The sequence below is a fragment of the Streptomyces humidus genome, from assembly GCF_014649655.1.
GTDB classification, from domain to species: domain Bacteria; phylum Actinomycetota; class Actinomycetes; order Streptomycetales; family Streptomycetaceae; genus Streptomyces; species Streptomyces humidus.
In genome coordinates, this window is record NZ_BMTL01000018.1 from 1 (window position 1) to 17,138 (window position 17,138).

General features: G+C 74.0%; 15 protein-coding genes and 1 pseudogene. 8 read left to right on the top strand and 8 right to left on the bottom strand.

The genetic code is table 11. The features are described 5' to 3' along the window. Nucleotides 1-102 (top strand): annotated as a pseudogene (locus IE239_RS21235) (IS481 family transposase); the annotation flags it as partial. A gap of 159 nt (nucleotides 103-261) precedes the next feature. Here the strand turns inward: IE239_RS21235 and IE239_RS21240 are convergent. Then, nucleotides 262-699 carry a PLL family lectin gene (locus tag IE239_RS21240; protein ID WP_190150951.1) on the bottom strand — a complete coding sequence of 146 codons (438 nt, stop codon included), beginning with the start codon at nucleotides 697-699 and terminating at the stop codon, nucleotides 262-264. Between the two features lie 20 nt (nucleotides 700-719). After that, the gene (locus IE239_RS21245) at nucleotides 720-1,067 is read right to left on the bottom strand and encodes an alpha-amylase inhibitor (protein WP_190150952.1); all 348 of its coding nucleotides are present in this window, start codon (nucleotides 1,065-1,067) and stop codon (nucleotides 720-722) included. 331 nt (nucleotides 1,068-1,398) lie between these two features. Between IE239_RS21245 and IE239_RS21250 the strand changes: the two genes are divergently transcribed. Together IE239_RS21250 and IE239_RS21255 are read left to right on the top strand one after the other, a co-directional pair. Beyond that, a complete protein-coding gene (locus IE239_RS21250) occupies nucleotides 1,399-2,280 on the top strand; it encodes a helix-turn-helix domain-containing protein (RefSeq protein ID WP_190150953.1) in 882 nt (293 codons plus the stop codon). Beyond that, nucleotides 2,277-3,095, top strand: a complete 819-nt coding sequence (locus IE239_RS21255) for a helix-turn-helix domain-containing protein (protein WP_190150954.1) — start codon at nucleotides 2,277-2,279, stop codon at nucleotides 3,093-3,095. The genes IE239_RS21250 and IE239_RS21255 overlap by 4 nt, the downstream gene beginning before the upstream one ends. Before the next feature lie 214 nt (nucleotides 3,096-3,309). On the opposite strand, the gene IE239_RS21260 is transcribed toward IE239_RS21255, so the two are convergent. Together IE239_RS21260 and IE239_RS21265 are read right to left on the bottom strand one after the other, a co-directional pair. Beyond that, the gene (locus tag IE239_RS21260; protein ID WP_190150955.1) at nucleotides 3,310-4,179 is read right to left on the bottom strand and encodes an alpha/beta fold hydrolase; all 870 of its coding nucleotides are present in this window, start codon (nucleotides 4,177-4,179) and stop codon (nucleotides 3,310-3,312) included. A 148-nt stretch (nucleotides 4,180-4,327) separates the two neighbouring features. After that, entirely contained in the window at nucleotides 4,328-7,168 is a 2,841-nt protein-coding gene (locus IE239_RS21265) for a DEAD/DEAH box helicase (RefSeq protein WP_190150956.1), read from the bottom strand. A 512-nt stretch (nucleotides 7,169-7,680) separates the two neighbouring features. Here IE239_RS21265 and IE239_RS21270 point away from each other — a divergent pair. Continuing rightward, entirely contained in the window at nucleotides 7,681-8,424 is a 744-nt protein-coding gene (locus IE239_RS21270) for a ferritin-like fold-containing protein (RefSeq protein WP_190150957.1), read from the top strand. A 215-nt stretch (nucleotides 8,425-8,639) separates the two neighbouring features. On the opposite strand, the gene IE239_RS21275 is transcribed toward IE239_RS21270, so the two are convergent. From IE239_RS21275 to IE239_RS21290, 4 genes are all read right to left on the bottom strand, one after another. Next, nucleotides 8,640-8,909 carry a hypothetical protein gene (locus IE239_RS21275; protein ID WP_190150958.1) on the bottom strand — a complete coding sequence of 90 codons (270 nt, stop codon included), beginning with the start codon at nucleotides 8,907-8,909 and terminating at the stop codon, nucleotides 8,640-8,642. Nucleotides 8,910-9,217: 308 nt separating this feature from the next. Continuing rightward, nucleotides 9,218-9,445 (bottom strand): DUF3107 domain-containing protein, encoded by a 228-nt coding sequence (locus IE239_RS21280; protein ID WP_020130831.1) that lies wholly within the window; start codon nucleotides 9,443-9,445, stop codon nucleotides 9,218-9,220. Nucleotides 9,446-9,603: 158 nt separating this feature from the next. Continuing rightward, the gene (locus tag IE239_RS21285) at nucleotides 9,604-10,245 is read right to left on the bottom strand and encodes a TetR/AcrR family transcriptional regulator (RefSeq protein ID WP_190150959.1); all 642 of its coding nucleotides are present in this window, start codon (nucleotides 10,243-10,245) and stop codon (nucleotides 9,604-9,606) included. 180 nt (nucleotides 10,246-10,425) lie between these two features. After that, complete coding sequence (locus tag IE239_RS21290; protein ID WP_190150960.1) at nucleotides 10,426-10,644, bottom strand: Rv3202a family protein; 219 nt, start codon at nucleotides 10,642-10,644, stop codon at nucleotides 10,426-10,428. 233 nt (nucleotides 10,645-10,877) lie between these two features. Here IE239_RS21290 and IE239_RS21295 point away from each other — a divergent pair, with 233 nt between their 5' ends. The 4 genes from IE239_RS21295 (at nucleotide 10,878) to IE239_RS21310 (ending at nucleotide 17,121) form a co-directional block, all read left to right on the top strand. Next, nucleotides 10,878-11,861, top strand: coding sequence for an alpha/beta fold hydrolase (locus IE239_RS21295; protein ID WP_190150961.1), 984 nt, complete (start codon nucleotides 10,878-10,880; stop codon nucleotides 11,859-11,861). 7 nt (nucleotides 11,862-11,868) lie between these two features. Further along, nucleotides 11,869-13,290 (top strand): DUF3152 domain-containing protein, encoded by a 1,422-nt coding sequence (locus IE239_RS21300; protein WP_190150962.1) that lies wholly within the window; start codon nucleotides 11,869-11,871, stop codon nucleotides 13,288-13,290. Between the two features lie 781 nt (nucleotides 13,291-14,071). Continuing rightward, nucleotides 14,072-15,844 (top strand): DUF3492 domain-containing protein, encoded by a 1,773-nt coding sequence (locus IE239_RS21305; RefSeq protein ID WP_190150963.1) that lies wholly within the window; start codon nucleotides 14,072-14,074, stop codon nucleotides 15,842-15,844. Beyond that, a complete protein-coding gene (locus IE239_RS21310) occupies nucleotides 15,841-17,121 on the top strand; it encodes a hypothetical protein (RefSeq protein ID WP_190150964.1) in 1,281 nt (426 codons plus the stop codon). The genes IE239_RS21305 and IE239_RS21310 overlap by 4 nt, the downstream gene beginning before the upstream one ends. The last annotated feature ends 17 nt before the right edge of the window (nucleotides 17,122-17,138 follow it).

Consider the following 17,138-nt stretch of genomic DNA (forward strand, 5'->3'; position numbering starts at 1 on the left):
GCAGACTTCCTGCACACCTACAACCACCATCGCTGCCACACCGCACTCGGCGGCCAGCCACCCATCAGCCGTGTGAACAACCCTGCGGGTCAATACAACTAGCGCGCAGGGCCTGCACTCGGCCCCCCTGTGGCAGCGACCTCGACGAGCCGCCGCCTGTCCGCACCCCGGGCGTCCGGTCACGCCACCGGGCCCCCGGGCGTCCGTCAGGACGTCCCCCGAGGCCCGGCCCTGCGCGGGTCACGGCTGGAGGCAGGTGCGTCAGCCGCTGGTGGTCCAGTTGTGCCACCGGCCGTTGTAGTGGCAGTTCTGGTAGTAGCGGTAGCCCTTCTTGATCACGTAGACGATGATGCAACGGCTCCGTGAGCCGGTGCCGTTGTCCCCCACCATGTCGTCGGCACGGCCGCGGCCCGGCATCTCCTTCCAGCCCCCGGCGTTCTTCCAGGTGTGCCAGATGTGGCGGTTCGGCGCGATCACGAAGACCTCGTCGGTCCGCCCGTCCCTGTTCCAGTCGATGTAGCCGGCCTTCAGCTTCGTGCCGCACATGTAGTGGCCCCGGTAGCCCCAGGCCTTGACCGGGCACGAGTTCGAGGCCGTGGTGGGCGCGCCGGTGGTGGACGACGCGGCCGGCAGCGCCGTGCCCGCCAGTCCCGTCAGGGCCGCCGTGGCGACGAGGAGCGTCCTGGTGGCGATGTTCATGAGTTCTCTCCCCGTCCCGCTCAGCAGACCACGGTCCGGTCGTACCGGCCGCCGACCGTCTGGAAGAGCCGGCCGGACCCGTTCGGCATGGACCTGCACCCGCTGTCCGACCAGGACTTGACGATCACCTTGACGTGCATGGTCCTGCCGCAGAAGTTGCGGAGGTGGACCCGGACTCCCCCCTCGGGCTTGTTCGTGACGCTGGTGCGCTCGATGCAGGCGGGCGCGGTCCCGGCAGCGGTCACCCGTCCGGCCCTGCCGTCCTGTCCGGTGTCTGCCCGGTCGGCGGCCGTGGCGCCGCCGACGAGGCCGACGGTGAGGGCGGCCGCCGCAGCCGACGTGGCGAGGGCCGATGTGATCCTGCGCATGACTTCTCCTTGTCTGTCGTGACCGGTGAACGGTGCGAGCGGTGGACCGGGCCGCACCGTCCGGCTCGGCCCCACCGAGATTGCTGGCCAATCTGGAACGGGGCCAGCGGTGTCGGGGCGGTTGGGACACCGTGGGACGTCCCACGCGTTGACCTGCGAAGACGCGGGACGGGATGCCGGATCGCCGGGACGCCGGACCGCTGTGCGGGGTGGCCGACAAGGTACGGGCGGGGGATGGGGGCAGTGACCAGGAGCCTGCGCCGGGGTTGACCACGGTCGGAATATGAAGAAGGTGAGGGCTCTTCGGCCCTCACGTCCGACGGAGCGAGCCATGCCTTGGAAGGAACTGCCGGATTCGCTTGACCGGAGAGTCCGTCAGCTGGTCGTACAGCTGAGGAGAATGAAGGACCGCAGCGGGCTGAGCCTCACCTCGCTCGCGGCCAGGACGGGATACAGCCGGTCGTCGTGGGAGCGTTGTCTGAACGGAAAGGCGCTGCCCCCACGTCACGCGGTGGAGGAACTGGCACGGATCACGGAGACGGAACCGACCCGCTTGCTGGTCCTGCACGAGGTGGCCGAGCAGGCTTGGCAGCAGCGGACCGCGCCGTCGCCGTCGGTCGACGTGAAAAGCGAGGAGGACGAGCAGCGGCAGGGCACCGCCGGCCCGGCCGTACCGGCGGTGCCGCCCCACGAGGAGCGCGCCTCGGCGCGCAGCGGGCGTCGGCCGGGAGTCCCCGGGCCCGTCTTCGCCGTCAGCGTCACGGTCGCCGCGGTCGTCGGCCTGGGGGTGGGAGTGCTGGTGAGCGAAAAGCTGCCCGGTGACCGCGACGGCGGCCGAGCGGGCACCGCGTCCGCCGAGCCGACCGTACAGTCCGGTTCCTCTGCCCGGCCCGCGCCCCTCGCGCACGGCCCGGCGGGCTACGTTTTCGTACCGGGCAAGTCCTATCCCTGCGCGGTGCACCGGGCCGGTGGCCCCGGCAAGGGCGTCCTGGTCGCGGGCTACAGCACGACCCGCACCGCCGTCCTCGCCGGACCCGGCTGGGACGTGGTGGAGGCCCAGTGCCTGCTGAGGCACCACAGGATGGACCCGGGCACCGTCGACGGGGTCTACGGACAGCAGACGATCGCGGCGGTCGTGCGGCTGCAGAAGAAGGCGGGGCTGCCGGCGGACGGCATCGTCGGCCCCCACACCTGGCGGGTGCTGCGCGAATGACCACCCCCGCACCCGAATGCGCGGCTCTGGCCGAGGAACTCCGCGCGGTACGGGCCCGCACGGGCCTGAGCCTGGCGGCCCTGGCCGAGCGCACCCCGTACAGCAAGTCCTCCTGGGAGCGCTATCTCAACGGCAAGCTGCCGGCTCCCAGGCAGGCCGTCGAGGCGCTCTGCGCCATGGCGGGTGAGCATCCCGGGCGGCTGCTCGCACTCTGGGAGCTGGCCGACGCCGAGTGGAGCGGCCGCGCCCGTTCCACCGCCCGGCCGCCGGCCTCCCCGGGGCCGGGCACACCGGACGCCGGGCGGACGGCCGCCCACACCCGGCGGGTCCTGCGGTGGCGCCTGCCGGCCCTCGGCGCCGGAGCCGCTGCGGCGGCCGTCGCGATGACGGCAGCCCTGTGGCTGCCGAACCACACCTTCGGCGATCCCGCCACGCCCGTTTCCCCGGCACTGGATCCGGCCCCCGGCTGCCGGGGCAGGGCATGCGACGGCCAGGACCCCGCCCGGATGTTCTGCGGGCTGCCCGGCCGTGCCGGCGTGCTCGGGCCGCTCCACCGCACCCGCACCGGCGCACAGGTGGAGATCCGGTACAGCACGGTGTGCGCCGCGGCGTGGGGCCGGGTCTGGCACACGCGGGTCGGGGACGCGGTCGAGGTCTCGGCGCCCGGCGCACCGCCGCGCCGTGTCGTCATCCGGACCACGGCCGACACGAGCGCGTACCGCTTCACCCCGATGCTCGGCGGAGACCACCGGGCCGGTCTGCGGCTCTGTTTCCTGCCCGCCGACGGCGCGGTCCGCGAGTGCTTCCGCCCATGACGCCCACGTGGAATGACGCCCACGTGGAAGGAAGGAGCAGCGGCCGGAGGATCCACGCACGCCGGGCGCGCCAGGCACGTCAGGCGCGCCAGAAGAAGTCGAGCACTCTCAGCCGCCACCCGCATGGACGTCCTCGCGCCCGTGGACCGTCGAGAACACGCCCCAGCCGCAGACTTCACGGCCTTGGCGCCGGCCGGCGCCGCGGCGGTTCCGGTCAGCGGTCCCAGAAGTCGGCGAGCGCGTGGGCCGTCGGCAGCGGCTTGTCCAGGTTCGGCGAGTGTTCGGCGCCCGGCACGACCGTCCGGTGCGCGCGCAGGTCCTCGGCCATGGCGTCCAGGAGCGGCACCGGCCAGGTGTCGTCCCGCGCTCCCGACAGCACGTGCAGGGGCAGCGGCACCGTCGCCAGTTCTCCGACGCGGTCCGGTTCGACGCACAACTGGCGTCCCGTGGTGAGGAGTTGGGCCGGCTTGTGATTCAGCCAGCGCAACCGCATCTGTTCCAGCTTGCCGAAGCCGCGGGCCGGACCGCCGACCTCCTCGGGCGGTCCCATCGCCAGGATCGCCGCCCACACCTGCGACATGGACATCACCGCGAGCGCGTCGTGCAGCAGCTTCACCCGCTGCTTCTGGGACTCCGAGATCTCGCCGGGGCCCGAGGAGAGAAGCGTGAAGGAGACGAACGGGGAGTGGTCCAGCAGAACGGCGGCTCGGGCGATCTGGCCGCCCAGGGAGTGCCCGACCAGATGCACGGGAGCGTCGAGGGCGGCCGCCTGTGCGAGCACGTCCTTGGCCAACTCCTCCTGGGCGTAGGGCGATTCGTCCTCCGCCGGTCCGTCGGACTCGTTCTGGCCGCGCCCGTCCACGGCGATGCTCCGGTAGCCGCGGGCCGCGAGCGGCTCGTGCAGCCGGTGGAAGTCCTCCTTGCTCCCGGTGAAGCCGGGCAGCAGCAGCGCGACGCCGCGCTGCTCGACGCCGGCGGCCACGGGCGCGTCGACGACGGCGAACTCACCGCGCTCGGTCCGCAGCGCACGGGAACGCGCGCCGGGAGGGGGCGGGAAGGGGGTGGCGATGCTCGGCCTGGTCACGTGCCGAGGCTACCGGCAGGGCTCGCGACGCGCCCCCGCCGGGACCCTCCCCGAAGAATCGCCGACGGCCGGGAACGCCGACGGCCGGGAACGCCGACGGCCCGGCCCCTCACGAGGAGGGACCGGGCCGTCGGGCCGTGCTGTCCGCTCAGCCGTCCGCGGGTTCCGCGGCGGCCGTCACCTTGCGGGCGCGGCGCACCCGGGGCTTCGCCTCGGTCGCTGCTTCGGCCTCGGCGGGGGCCGGGGCGGTGGCGGCGGTCTTGCGGGTGCGGCGCGGCTTGGCGGGCTCCGCCTCCTGGGTGGCCTGGGCCGGGATCTCGGCCGCGGTGGCCGTCGTCTCGGGCTGGGCCGTCTTGCGCGTGGTGCGGCGGCGCGGCTTGGCCTCGGCCGCTTCGGCCGTGTCGACCACGCTCTCCGCGGCGGCCGCCGTCTTGCGGGTGCGGCGCGGCTTGGCCACGACGCCCTCGGCGGCCGGCTCGGCCTGCGCCTCCGTCGCCTTGACGGCCGCGGCGGCGGTCTTGCGGGTACGGCGCGGCTTGGCCTCCGTGCCCTCGGCCGTGTCGACCGCGGCCACGGCCGGAGCCGCCGCTGCCTTACGGGTGCGGCGCGGCGCGGCCTCGGCCTCGACGGCCTCCGCAGCCTGTGCGGTGACCGCCGCCGTCGCTGCCGTCTTGCGGGTGCGGCGCGGCTTGGCCTCGACGGCCTCGGCCGTGTCCACGGCGGCCTCCGCCGGGGCGGCGGTCTTGCGGGTGGTGCGGCGGCGCGGCTTGGCCTCCGTGCCCTCCGCCGTGTCGACGACGACCTCGGCCGCTGCTGCGGCCTCGGCGGGGGCCGGGGCGGTGGCGGCGGTCTTGCGGGTGCGGCGCGGCTTGGCGGGCTCCGCTTCCGGGGTGGCCTGGGCCGGGATCTCGGCCGCGGTGGCCGCAGTCTCGGTCTGGGCCGCCTGGGGCTGGGCCGCCTGGGGCTGGGCCGCTTCGGGCTGGGCCGTCTTGCGGGTGGTGCGGCGGCGCGGCTTGGCCTCCGTGCCCTCCGCCGTGTCGACGGCGGTCGCGGCGGCGACCGCAGACTCGGCCTCGACCGGAACCGTCGGCGCAGCCGTCTTCCGCGTGCGGCGCGGCCTGGCCTCGGCTGCCGGAGCCTCGACCTCGACCGCGGTCACGGCCTCCACCGGAGCCGTCGCCTTGCGGGTGCGGCGGCGCGGCTTGGCCGGCGCGCTCTCCGCGGCCTCGGCCGGTTCGACGACGGCCTCGGCCGCGGGGGCCTCGGCGACCGGCAGCTCGGTCACGGTGGCGACCGCGGCCTCGGCGGCCTTGCGGGTGCGGCGGCGGCGCGGCTGCGCCGAAGCGTCCGTCGTGTCCTCCGCGGGAGCGCCCGCGGTGTCCGGCGCCGGGCGCTGCGCCGTCGCCACGGCGGCCTCGGCGACAGCGTCGGCGGTGCCCGTCACGGTCGTCGCGGTCGCGGCGGCGATCTCCGGCGCGGGGCCGTTGCGGGTGCGGCGGCGGCGACGCGGGGTGCGCGGGGCGGCCGTCTCCTCCGCCACGGGGGCCTGCTCGGCCACGGGGGTCTGCTCTGCCGCGACGGTCCCGGTGGGAGCGGACGTCACGTCGAGCGGAGAGCCGTTGCGGGTACGGCGGCGGCGACGCGGCGTGCGCGCCGACCGCTCGCGCTCGTCGGGCCGGTCTGTGGCCCGGTCTGCCGACCGCTCGCCGGAACGCGACTCGCTCCGGCCGCCCCGGTCGCCACGACCGCCGCGATCGCGGCCGTTCCGGTCGTTGCGACCGCGTGCGTTGCGGCCGCCCGGCTCGCCCAGGTCCTCGAGCTCCTCGGCGTCGAGCCCGGCACGGGTGCGCTCCGCGCGCGGCAGGATGCCCTTGGTGCCGGCCGGGATGCCGAGTTCCTCGTAGAAGTGCGGGGAAGTGGAGTACGTCTCCGGCGGGTCGCTGAAGTCGAGCTCCAGCGCCTTGTTGATGAGCTGCCAGCGCGGGATGTCGTCCCAGTCGACGAGCGTGACCGCGATGCCCTTGGCGCCCGCGCGGCCGGTGCGGCCGATGCGGTGCAGGTACGTCTTCTCGTCCTCGGGGGACTGGTAGTTGATGACGTGCGTGACGCCCTCGACGTCGATGCCGCGGGCGGCGACGTCGGTGCAGACGAGGACGTCGACCTTGCCGTTGCGGAAGGCCCGCAGGGCCTGCTCGCGGGCGCCCTGGCCGAGGTCGCCGTGGACCGCGCCGGAGGCGAAGCCGCGCTGCTGGAGCTGGTCGGCGAGGTCGGCCGCCGTGCGCTTGGTACGGCAGAACACCATGACCAGGCCGCGGCCCTCGGCCTGAAGGATGCGCGCGACCATCTCGGGCTTGTCCATGTTGTGCGCGCGGTACACGTGCTGCTTGGTGTTCGCCACGGTCCGGCCCGCGTCGTCGGGCGACGTGGCGTTGATGTGCGTGGGCTGCGACATGTAGCGGCGGGCGAGACCGATGACCGCACCCGGCATGGTCGCCGAGAACAGCATGGTCTGGCGCTTCGCCGGAAGCATGTTGATGATCTTCTCGACGTCGGGCAGGAAGCCCAGGTCGAGCATCTCGTCGGCCTCGTCCAGCACCAGCGACCTGATGTGCTTGAGATCGAGCTTGCGCTGGCCCGCGAGGTCCAGCAGCCGGCCCGGGGTGCCGACGACGACGTCGACGCCCTTCTTCAGGGCCTCGACCTGCGGCTCGTAGGCGCGGCCGCCGTAGATGGCCAGGACACGCACGTTGCGGACCTTGCCGGCGGTCAGCAGGTCGTTGGTGACCTGCGTGCACAGCTCGCGCGTGGGGACGACGACGAGCGCCTGCGGGGCCTCGGTGAGAGCCTCGGGCGCGGCGCGGCCGGCCTCGACGTCGGCGGGGACCGTCACGCGCTCGAGGAGCGGGAGGCCGAAGCCCAGCGTCTTGCCGGTGCCGGTCTTGGCCTGTCCGATGACGTCAGAGCCCGACAGGGCCACGGGGAGCGTCATCTCCTGGATGGGGAAGGCTGTGGTGATGCCGACGGCCTCCAGGGCCTCGGCGGTCTCGGAAAGGATTCCGAGCTCTCGGAACGTCGTAGTCAGGGTGCTGCCTCTTCTGTGTGCGCGGTGCGAGGCGAGCGCGGGGGTCTTTGACGGACCGTGCCGGGGACGTCGGCGGCCTTACGGGCGAGCCGTGAAGGGCAAGCCGTTCGGCACGGGACCACTGCCGACGCTCGAGCGCTCGTACCGCTGGAGGGTGTCCCTCTGGCCGGCGTACGCAATGTGCCGTACGAGCCATGAGGGCTGTCGGGTCGGAGCCGATCGGGCCACCGACCGGGCATCCTCATACGTGCGGCCCGTCGAATATTCGGCAGGCGCATTACCACCATACCCCGGAATCGCGCACATGCGATGGCCGATTCGGTCACGTTGTGGTTGTCACAGTGCCGGGACCGGTCCCGTACGTCTTCGGTGTCACACTGACTGACCAGGGACTTCCACCGCGCGGGGAGCGGGCTATTGTGCGCTTCATGACGACCTCTGACAAGCCCGAGCCCACCGCCGCCGCAACCGGGATCGCCGCCCAGGACTGGGCGACGGCCGCCGCCGACCCGCAGTACCGGGCCGCCGTCGTGGACTTGCTGGGTGCGCTGGCGTACGGCGAGCTGGCGGCGTTCGAGCGGCTCGCGGAGGACGCCAAACTGGCGCCCACGCTGGACGACAAGGCGGAGCTGGCGAAGATGGCGTCGGCCGAGTTCCATCACTTCGAGCGGCTGCGCGACCGGCTCACGGAGATCGGTGCGGAGCCGACGCCGGCGATGGAGCCGTTCGTCGCCGCGCTGGACGGCTTCCACAAGCAGACGGCCCCGTCGGACTGGCTGGAGGGCCTGGTCAAGGCGTACGTCGGCGACTCGATCGCCAGCGACTTCTACCGGGAGGTCGCGGCGCGGCTGGACAGCGACACGCGCGGCCTGGTGCTGGCGGTGCTCGACGACACCGGACACGCCGGCTTCGCCGTGGACCGGGTGAGGGCGGCGATCGACGCGGAACCGCGCGTGGGCGGGCGTCTCGCGCTGTGGGCGCGGCGGCTGATGGGCGAGGCCCTGTCGCAGTCCCAGCGGGTGGTCGCGGACCGTGACGCGCTGTCGACGATGCTGGTGGGCGGCGTGGCGGACGGCTTCGACCTCGCCGAGGTGGGCCGGATGTTCTCCCGGATCACCGAGGCGCACACCAAGCGGATGGCGGCACTGGGGCTGGCCGCCTAGGAAGGGGCTCGCCGGGCGTCGGCGCACTGTCGGGGGCGCGCACGCGGTCCGGAGCGGCGGCGGTGCGCCCCCGGAGCCGTGTGCTCGCTCCAGCGCGCCGCACTCACGGAGCAGCGTGGCGCGCGCGGTTCACGGAGCGGCGTGGCGCGGGGTGCGATCGGGGGACGGGGGCGTGTTCGAGGGCCGGGTGCCGTGCTCAGGGACCGGAGCCGCGGCTACGCCGGCGCTGATCGTCGCCGGCGCAGGCCGGCCGGGCGCAGCAGGAGCGAGAGCGAGGCGGCGGAGACGATCGCCGCGCCGAGGAGGCTCGGCAGGGCCGATCCGGGGCCGAGTGCGCTGTGGGTGACGAAGTCGCCGAACAGGGCTCCGGCGACACCCGTCGCGTAGACGAGGGTGTGGACCGGCAGACGGTGGGAGAGGCGGGTGACCGCCGCCCACGCGAGTACGACACCGAGCGCAGTGGAGCCGAGCGCTTCCAAGATCATTTAGGTCCCTCCCGGACGGCGGGGCTGTGCACCGGTTGTCGTAGCCCGTCATACCCGTGACCTGCGAAAGGCAATCCTCCCCGGGGGTGCCTCGTGCTCCGTCCGCGACACGAACGCCGACGGCGAACCCGCCCCGGCAGGAAGCGGAGCCGGACGCCGGGCTCGAGAGGGCGGACGCCGGGCTCGAGAGGGCGGACGCCGGGCTCGAGAGGGCGGGCGGTGACGGACGTGGGTGGGCGGCGGTGCACGTGGGAGGGCCCGGCGATCACTCGGCCGAGTGATCGCCGGGCCCTCCCACGTCCGTTCGCCTACAGAGCGCCGAAGCCCACCTTGCGCGGGGCGGGCTCGCCCAGCTCGACGTAGGCCAGACGGTCGGCCGGAACCAGGACCTTGCGGCCGTGCTGGTCCACGAGGCTGAGCAGCTGTGACTTCCCGGCCAGGGCCTCGGCCACCACGCGCTCGACCTCCTCGGGAGTCTGACCGCTCTCCAGAACGATCTCGCGAGGCGCGTGCAGCACGCCGATCTTGACCTCCACGGCTATGTCCCTCCGACGGTCACGAGGTGCGCGGGCGTCCGCGCCGTACGCTGCACACATTAGCCCGGTGAGGGGATGTGCACGGCGCGACCGTCCACGCCAGGAGCGAACAGCGGGCGGGAATGAACGGGCGACCGCCCGCAGTACCGCCCCCGCGGTCAGTGCTGATCGGTTCCGTGCAGCGGGAAACCGGCGATGCCCCGCCAGGCCAGCGAGGCCAGCAGCTGGACCGCCTGGTCGCGCGGGACGCTGCGGTCGCTGTGCAGCCAGGAGCGGGCCACGACCTGCGCGAGGCCGCCCAGGCCGGAGGCGAGGAGCATCGACTCCGCGCGCGAGAGGCCGGTGTCCTCGGCGATGACCTCGCAGATCGCCTCGGCGCACTCGGTGGTGACCTTGTCGACCCGTTCGCGCACCGCGGGCTCGTTCGTCAGGTCCGACTCGAAGACCAGGCGGAACGCGCCGCCGTCGTCCTCCACGTAGGCGAAGTACGCGTCCATGGTGGCCCGGACGCGCTGCTTGTTGTCGGTCGTCGAGGCGAGCGCGCCGCGCACGGCCTGGATGAGCGCCTCGCAGTGCTGGTCCAGCAGGGCCAGGTACAGGTCGAGCTTGCCGGGGAAGTGCTGGTAGAGCACCGGCTTGCTGACGCCGGCCCGCTCGGCGATGTCGTCCATCGCGGCCGCGTGATAGCCCTGCGCGACGAAGACTTCCTGGGCGGCGCCCAGCAGCTGGTTCCGTCGGGCACGGCGCGGCAGGCGTGTGCCCCGCGGGCGCGCCGCCTCTGTCTGCTCGATGGCTGTCACGCCGCCTCCCAAAGTCGTCCTCATGCGGTGAGCGCCGCGTCGCCATCGTACTTTTCGGTAACCGTGGTGTGCGCGGTGCGAGCGCAGAATTTCACGGACTGGACGACGGCAAAAGCGGTAGAGATGGTTTCGAAACATCACGTTCCGGGCATACTCGCGCCCCGCTCCTGCTCAGCGCAGTCAGCGATAGTCCTCCTCGTCGAGCGAGACCACGCGTGCCTGTTCGATGAGGTCGCCCTCGTCGGCCCGGTCGGGGTCCACGTCCTCCAGGGAGTCGTCGCGCTCCGGCCTGACGTCGGTGGACTGCTCGGCGGCGTCGTTCTCCGGCGCCTCGACGTCGATCTCCCCGAGGTCGTCGTCCTCTTCGAACGTGCCCGGGTCGGTGGGGTCAACGGACATGGTGGGCTCCCTTCCTGCGAACGTCCCCGCGAGATGCAGGGCTACTAGCGGGTGCCCTCGCTACGAGCCTAGGAGACACCCGATTCGGACGCTATGCGATCGCTGTGCAGGGTGCCCCTGATTCCCGCCGTCATGGCGCGGGCGCGGCGTCGCCCGGTGCGGGTGCGGGTGCGGTCCGCGTGTGTGACGGCGAACACACAAAGGCGCACGTGATCGTCTCGTAACATTGCGGCATGTCTTCGACCGAGCTGCCCTCCGTGCCGCCCACCAGTGTGCTGCCGAAGGCGATCGCGGTACAGGTCGCGGAGGGCGAGCGGCTCCGGTCGGCCGGGCTGCCGGGCGTCACGCTGACGGTGCGTTCCAGGCCGCCCGCGCGCGAAGGGCTCCAGCCCGCGCTCTTCGTGCACGGGCTCGGCGGTTCCTCGCAGAACTGGTCCGCACTGATGGCCCTGCTCGACGGGGTCGTGGCGAGCGAGGCCGTCGACCTTCCGGGCTTCGGCGACTCCCCGCCGCCGGACGACGGCAACTACTCCGTCACCGCACACGCGCGTGCCGTGATCCGCTATCTCGACGCCACCGGACACGGGCCCGTCCATCTCTTCGGCAACTCCCTCGGCGGCGCGGTGTCCACCCGCGTCGCCGCGGTCCGGCCCGACCTGGTGCGCACCCTGACCCTGGTGTCTCCGGCGCTGCCGGAACTGCGGGTGCAGCGCACCGCGGTGCCCACGGGGCTGGTCGGACTGCCCGGCGTCGCCGCGCTCTTCAGCCGGTTCACCCGGGACTGGACGGCCGAGCAGAGAGTCCGCGGCGTCATGGCCCTCTGCTACGGCGATCCCGGGCAGGTGACTCCCGAGGCGTTCCGGCACGCGGTGGACGAGTTGGAGCGGCGGCTCCAACTGCCCTACTTCTGGGATGCGCTGACGCGTTCCACGCGTGGGCTGCTCAGCGCCTACACGCTGGGCGGCCAGCACGGGCTGTGGCGGCAGGCCGAGCGGGTCCTCGCCCCGACGCTCCTCGTCTACGGCGGACGCGACCAGCTCGTCGGCTTCCGCATGGCGCAGCGGTCCGCCCGTACGTTCCGCGACTCCCGGCTGCTCACCCTGCCGGACGCCGGTCACGTCGCGATGATGGAGTACCCCGAGACGGTCGCGGCGGCCTTCCGGGAGCTCCTCGCCGAGACGACGACCGGGACGACGACCGAGACGTCGGGGGGCTGAGGCCGACGTGGGACGCCACAGCCGGCGTGGGCGCGCCCCCAAGGGCGGCGCCAAGGGATCGTCCGAGGTCCCGCCACAGGGGCCCGCGCAGAAGCCCTCTCAGGGGTCCTCGGGGGGAGCGGCGCAGGGGCCTTCACAGGGCGACGCCAGGGACGCACGCGTCCGCGGCCCGCACTCCGGTCACGACGGAGCCCTGTCGCACGGAGCGGCCCCGTCCCGCGTTCCCGGCGCGACGCCAGGCCGCGAGGTCCCGCAGGCGCGCGGCGGCCACCCCGAGCAGCGTGAAGCCGGAGGCGGATGGGGTGAGTTGAGGGGGCGACAGGCGGGTACCGGGCAGCCCGTGATACCGCGTCAACGACCCGCCCCCGAGGGCGGTTCGCGTCAGGGGCCCCGCCCGGGTCCGCGTCAGGGCCCCCGCCAGGACTACCTCGCCGCCTTCGAGGAGGACGACGACGTCTTCGCGCGTGCCGGGACGCCGTACGCGTCGACGCGTACGCGCGGGGGCGGTCCGCCCGTCGGGGCCGCCGACGCGCGCACCGTCTCCCGTGGCTCCTACCAAGCCGCGTCGGCCGCCCTCGACGTCGCCGACGAGACGGCGGCCACCGGCGCGCCTGTCCCGGTCAGGGGAGCCAAGGGGCGGACGTTCACCGGCATCGCGGCCGCCGCCGTCACCACGGTGCTGGCCGTCGTCGTGGCCGGGCAGGTCACCGGCGGGCGGGACGACACCGTCCGCCCGCAGTCCGCGGTCGACCGGGCCGGCGGCGACGAGGGTGACACCGCGCGCGGGGACGACCGGCCCACTCCGTCGGCGTCCACCGGCGCGATCGCGCTCACCTACGCGCAGAAGATGGCAGCCAGGTATCCCCTCGGCGCCGGGCTCAAGGGGTCCGGCAGGTTCGAGGCGGTCGCCGGCGTCGACAAGGCCCCCGGCAAGGGCCGGAAGTACACCTACCGCGTGGACGTGGAGCAGGGTCTCGGACTCGACGGCGCGCTCTTCGCCGAAGCCGTGCAGCAGACGCTCAACGACGACCGCAGCTGGGCTCACGGCGGTGCCCGCACCTTCGAGCGGATCCACTCGGGCACACCCGACTTCGTCATCACGCTCGCCAGCCCCGGCACCACCGCCGTCTGGTGCGCCAAGTCGGGTCTGGACACCACCGAGGACAACGTCTCGTGCGACTCGGCCGCCACCGAGCGCGTGATGATCAACGCCTACCGGTGGGCCCAGGGCTCGAAGACCTTCGGCGACGAGATGTACGCGTACCGGCAGATGCTGATCAATCACGAGGTCGGTCACCGCCTCGGCTTCGGCCACGTCACCTGCGACAAGGACGGCGAGCTCGCGCCGGTCATGCAGCAGCAGACGAAATTCCTCGACCACGGCGGGATCCACTGTCTGCCCAACCCGTGGGCCTTTCCCGGTAGTTGACGGACAGCGTCGGAGAGCGCGCCGCCCTGCGCGGGACTGCTGGGCCGGCGGGTGGGGCGCGAGGCGTCGAGCATGCGTCGGGTGTGAGGCGTCGAGCAGGGGGCGTAGGGCGCGGGGGGCTCGAGTTGGCGCGCTGTGCCCCCGCCGCACGTTCGGCGGGGACCGGCTGCCCGCGCGTGGGCATAGGACCGGCGCTCGCGCCCGATAGCGCGTGATCGTCTGTGACGAGCCGGCCCGGCGCTCGAGGTGACGACCCGGGCCCAGGTCCTCGCCCTGCTCTGCGAGTCGCGAAGCGGGTCCGGGCCCGCTTCGCGACTCGTCGCCGCTGGCGGCGCGAGTCACCGAGGGCCCCTGCATCAGTAGCTGCCGAGTGCCGTACCGGCGCTCGCCCCGGCGGACGCGGCCCGGCGGCGCGCGCGATGGCGCAACGCGGAGCGAGGAGCGCGAGCACTCGCGTGACGCGCGCTGTGCGCCGTTGCACGCGCCCGTCGCACGCCCCGTCACGGGTTTCCTCGCGGGGAGTGGCCCGGTTCGGCGCGTGTCCTGGCGGGACGCCTCTTCGCACTAGCCGGGACGTGACATGTGGGGCGTGACGTTTCGCGGTCGGATGATCTCCTAGCGCGACCGAACGCGGCCCGCACGCGAAAGTTACGCCCGTTCACCCCTTTTGGTGGCGCGATGGACAACCGTCCGTCGCGCCACCGCCTTGTCCGCATACGTTCTTCCCGCTGCGAGCTGTCGAGTCAACGACGGCTCCCCAAACGGGAGATCGGGGGTACGCGTGCGCATCGCACTGCTTACGGAGGGTGGTTATCCGTATGTGAGCGGTGACGCCGGGGTCTGGTGCGACCGGCTCGTGCGCGGGCTCGGGCAGCACCGCTTCGACGTCTATGCGCTCAGCCGGGCCGCACACCAGGAGGAGGCGGGCTGGATCGCCCTTCCGCCGCAGGTCGGCCGGGTGCACACGGCGCCGCTGTGGCGGGCCGAGGAGGACGGGGTGTCCTACGGGCGGCGCGCGCGCCGGCGTTTCGCGGAGTGCTACGAGGAGTTGGCGGCCGCCTTGTGCGAAGGCGATTCGCCGGACGCGACAGCCCCTTCCGGAGCCGGTTCCACCGCTCAGGCGGACCGTTTCGCCAATGCGCTGTACGGCCTCGCCGAACTCGCCCACGACGAGGGCGGGCTCGTGGGGGCGCTCCGCTCGGAGACCGCGGTGCGCGCTCTGGAACGCGCCTGTCGCGCGCCCGGCGCGCTGCGCACGGCGCGCGAGGGGCGTTTACCCGACCTGCTCGCCGTCGTGGCCCACCTCGAACGCGCGCTGCGCCCCCTCTCGCTCGACTGGTACGACGACCAGGGCGGCGCCGAGGGAGCGAGCCTCGGCTCCGTCGACCTGTGCCACGCCGCCTCCGGCGGCGCCGCGGCCCTGCCCGGGCTGCTCGCCGCGCAATTCTTCGATGTGCCGCTCCTGGTGACCGAGTACGGGGTGCGGCTGCGCACGCACTATCTGAGCGCGGGCGGCCCGCCGTCGCCCGCGGGCTCAGGGAACACGCCTTCCGCCGAGGCCGCACCTGCCGTGCGCGCCCTGCTCGCCGCCTTCCACGGCCGGCTCGCGGCAGAGGTCTACCGGCAGGCGGCGTGCGTCACGCCCGGCAACGCACACGCCCGTCGCTGGCAGGAGCGCTGCGGCGCCGACCGCGCCAAACTGCGCACCGTGTACCCCGGGATGGAGGCGTCCCGCTTCGCCGACGTGGGCGATGCGCCGGACGCCGCCGACCCGCACACCCTCGTCTGGGTGGGCCGGGTGGAGCCGGCCAAGGACCTGGTGTCACTGCTGCACGCCTTCGCGGAAATCCGCAGGGAGGAGCCCAGGGCCCGCCTGAGGATCGTCGGCACCGCGGCCGGCGCGGAGGGCCGGGCCTACCTCGGCCACTGCAGGATGCTGGCCGCGCAGCTCTTCCCCTACGAGGCCGCCGGACCGCACTGCGTCGGCGACGACCCGGTGTCCTTCGAGGAGGTCGGCGCCCCGGAGGCCCCCACTCCCGCCGACGCGTACGCGGCCGGCGCGGTGGTCGTGCTGTCCAGCGTCGTCGAGGGATTCCCGGTCGGTCTGGTCGAGGCGATGTTCTGCGGCCGGGCGACCGTGTCCACCGACGTGGGCGCGGTGGTCGAGGTCATCGGAGGCACGGGACTGGTCGTACCGCCCCGCAACCCGCGGGCGCTCGCGAAGGCGTGCGGGGCGCTGTTGCGTGACCCCGCACGCCGTGCGCGCCTCGGCGCGGCCGCCCGAGCCCGCGCCCTCGAACTGTTCACCGTCGAGCAGAACGTGGCGGCGTTCCACGGCATCTACCTGGACCTCGTCTCCCGGGCCCCGGTGAGCCCGCACGTCTTCGACGACGACGGTGAGCCCCATCCGTTCGCCGTCCCAGCCGAGGCGCGGGTGCCGGGCCTGTGGATCGACCTGGCCGCGCGAGGCACCGGCCGGCAGAGCCCGTCCTGGGCGGCGGGACCGCCGGTAGGGGAGGCCGCACCGGTGGCCGCCACGGAGGGGGCACGATGAGCGGGCTCGGCGAACTGGACCGGCCCGGGGCGCCGGGCGGCTCCGATGCGCTCTCCGACGCGGGTACGGACCCCGACGGCCCCGGGCCCGGCGTCTCCGACGGTCGCGGGCCCGGCGTCTCCGACGGTCGCGGGCCCGGCGTCTCCGACGGTCGCGGGCCCGGCGTCTCCCGTCGCGGGGTGGCGGTGGACCCGGTGAAGGCCCTGATGCACCGTCACCGCGATCTGTGCCAACGGGCCGTCGATCCACTGGAGATCGCGGCGGGCCTGGAGGCGCACGGGGTCACCGACCGCACGGCCGCGCGGTTTCGGCACCGTGACGTCTTCTCCCTCGCCGAGGAGATGTACGCCCGTGTGCCCCGTGACGGCGACACGCCACCGCCCGCCCCGCCCACCGCACTTCCGCGGGAGGCACGGCTCCGACCGGACTGGGCGCTGCTCACCCTCCTGCCGGGCGCCTTGTGCGCCGCGACCTTGACCGGCGTGCGCCTCACCGACGGGCGGACCCGCCTCCTCGTAGCCGCCGCGGGCCTCCTCGCCGTGGCGCTCGCCGTGCACGCGGCGCTGCGCCGGGGCCCGCTGGGCGGACCCCGCCGCGTCCACCCCGGCCTGCAGCGGACCGAGGCCTGGACCTGCTGGCTCCTCGGCTACGCGGCCCTCGGTGACGGCCTGCTGCGCGCCGCCGTGGACGGCGGCCCCGACGCGCTCCCCGACGGCACTTCGGGAGGCCCCTGGCCCTTCGCCGCCGTCCCCCTGCTGACCCTCACCCTGGCCTGCGCACCCGCCGCCTGGAGCGCTCACTTCCTCGCCTTGCAGGCCCGCCGCCGTCTGAACTCCAGCCGTGGCCTGGAGGAGTTCGCGGCAGGTGTGCGGCCGCTGCTGTTCGCCGCCCTCGCCCTGTTCCTGAGTGCGCTGACCGTCCTGACCGCCCTCTGCGCCGCGGCCCTGGACGAGCCCGCCGACTGCGTCCCGGTCGTCGCCCTGGGCGCCCTCCTCTTCCTCGCCCGCCTTCTCACCGTGCACGGCTTCGCCCACGCCCCGGCCGTCGGCATCGCGGTGGCCGGCGCGGCGGAGGCGCTAGCCCCGGCCACGGTCTTCGCCGGCCGTCTGCCCGGATGCGGCTTCGTGGCCACCCCCGTCGAGAGCCTCGTGACCGCCTGGGGCCCCGTCGGCGTGCCCTCCCTCGCGTGCGCGAGCGCCGCCCTGATCCTGCTCATCCACGCGACCCGCACGCTGACCAGGGCCTCCGCCCACGTCCGAACGGACCAGCCGTGCTGAACCGAGCCCGCCGTCGC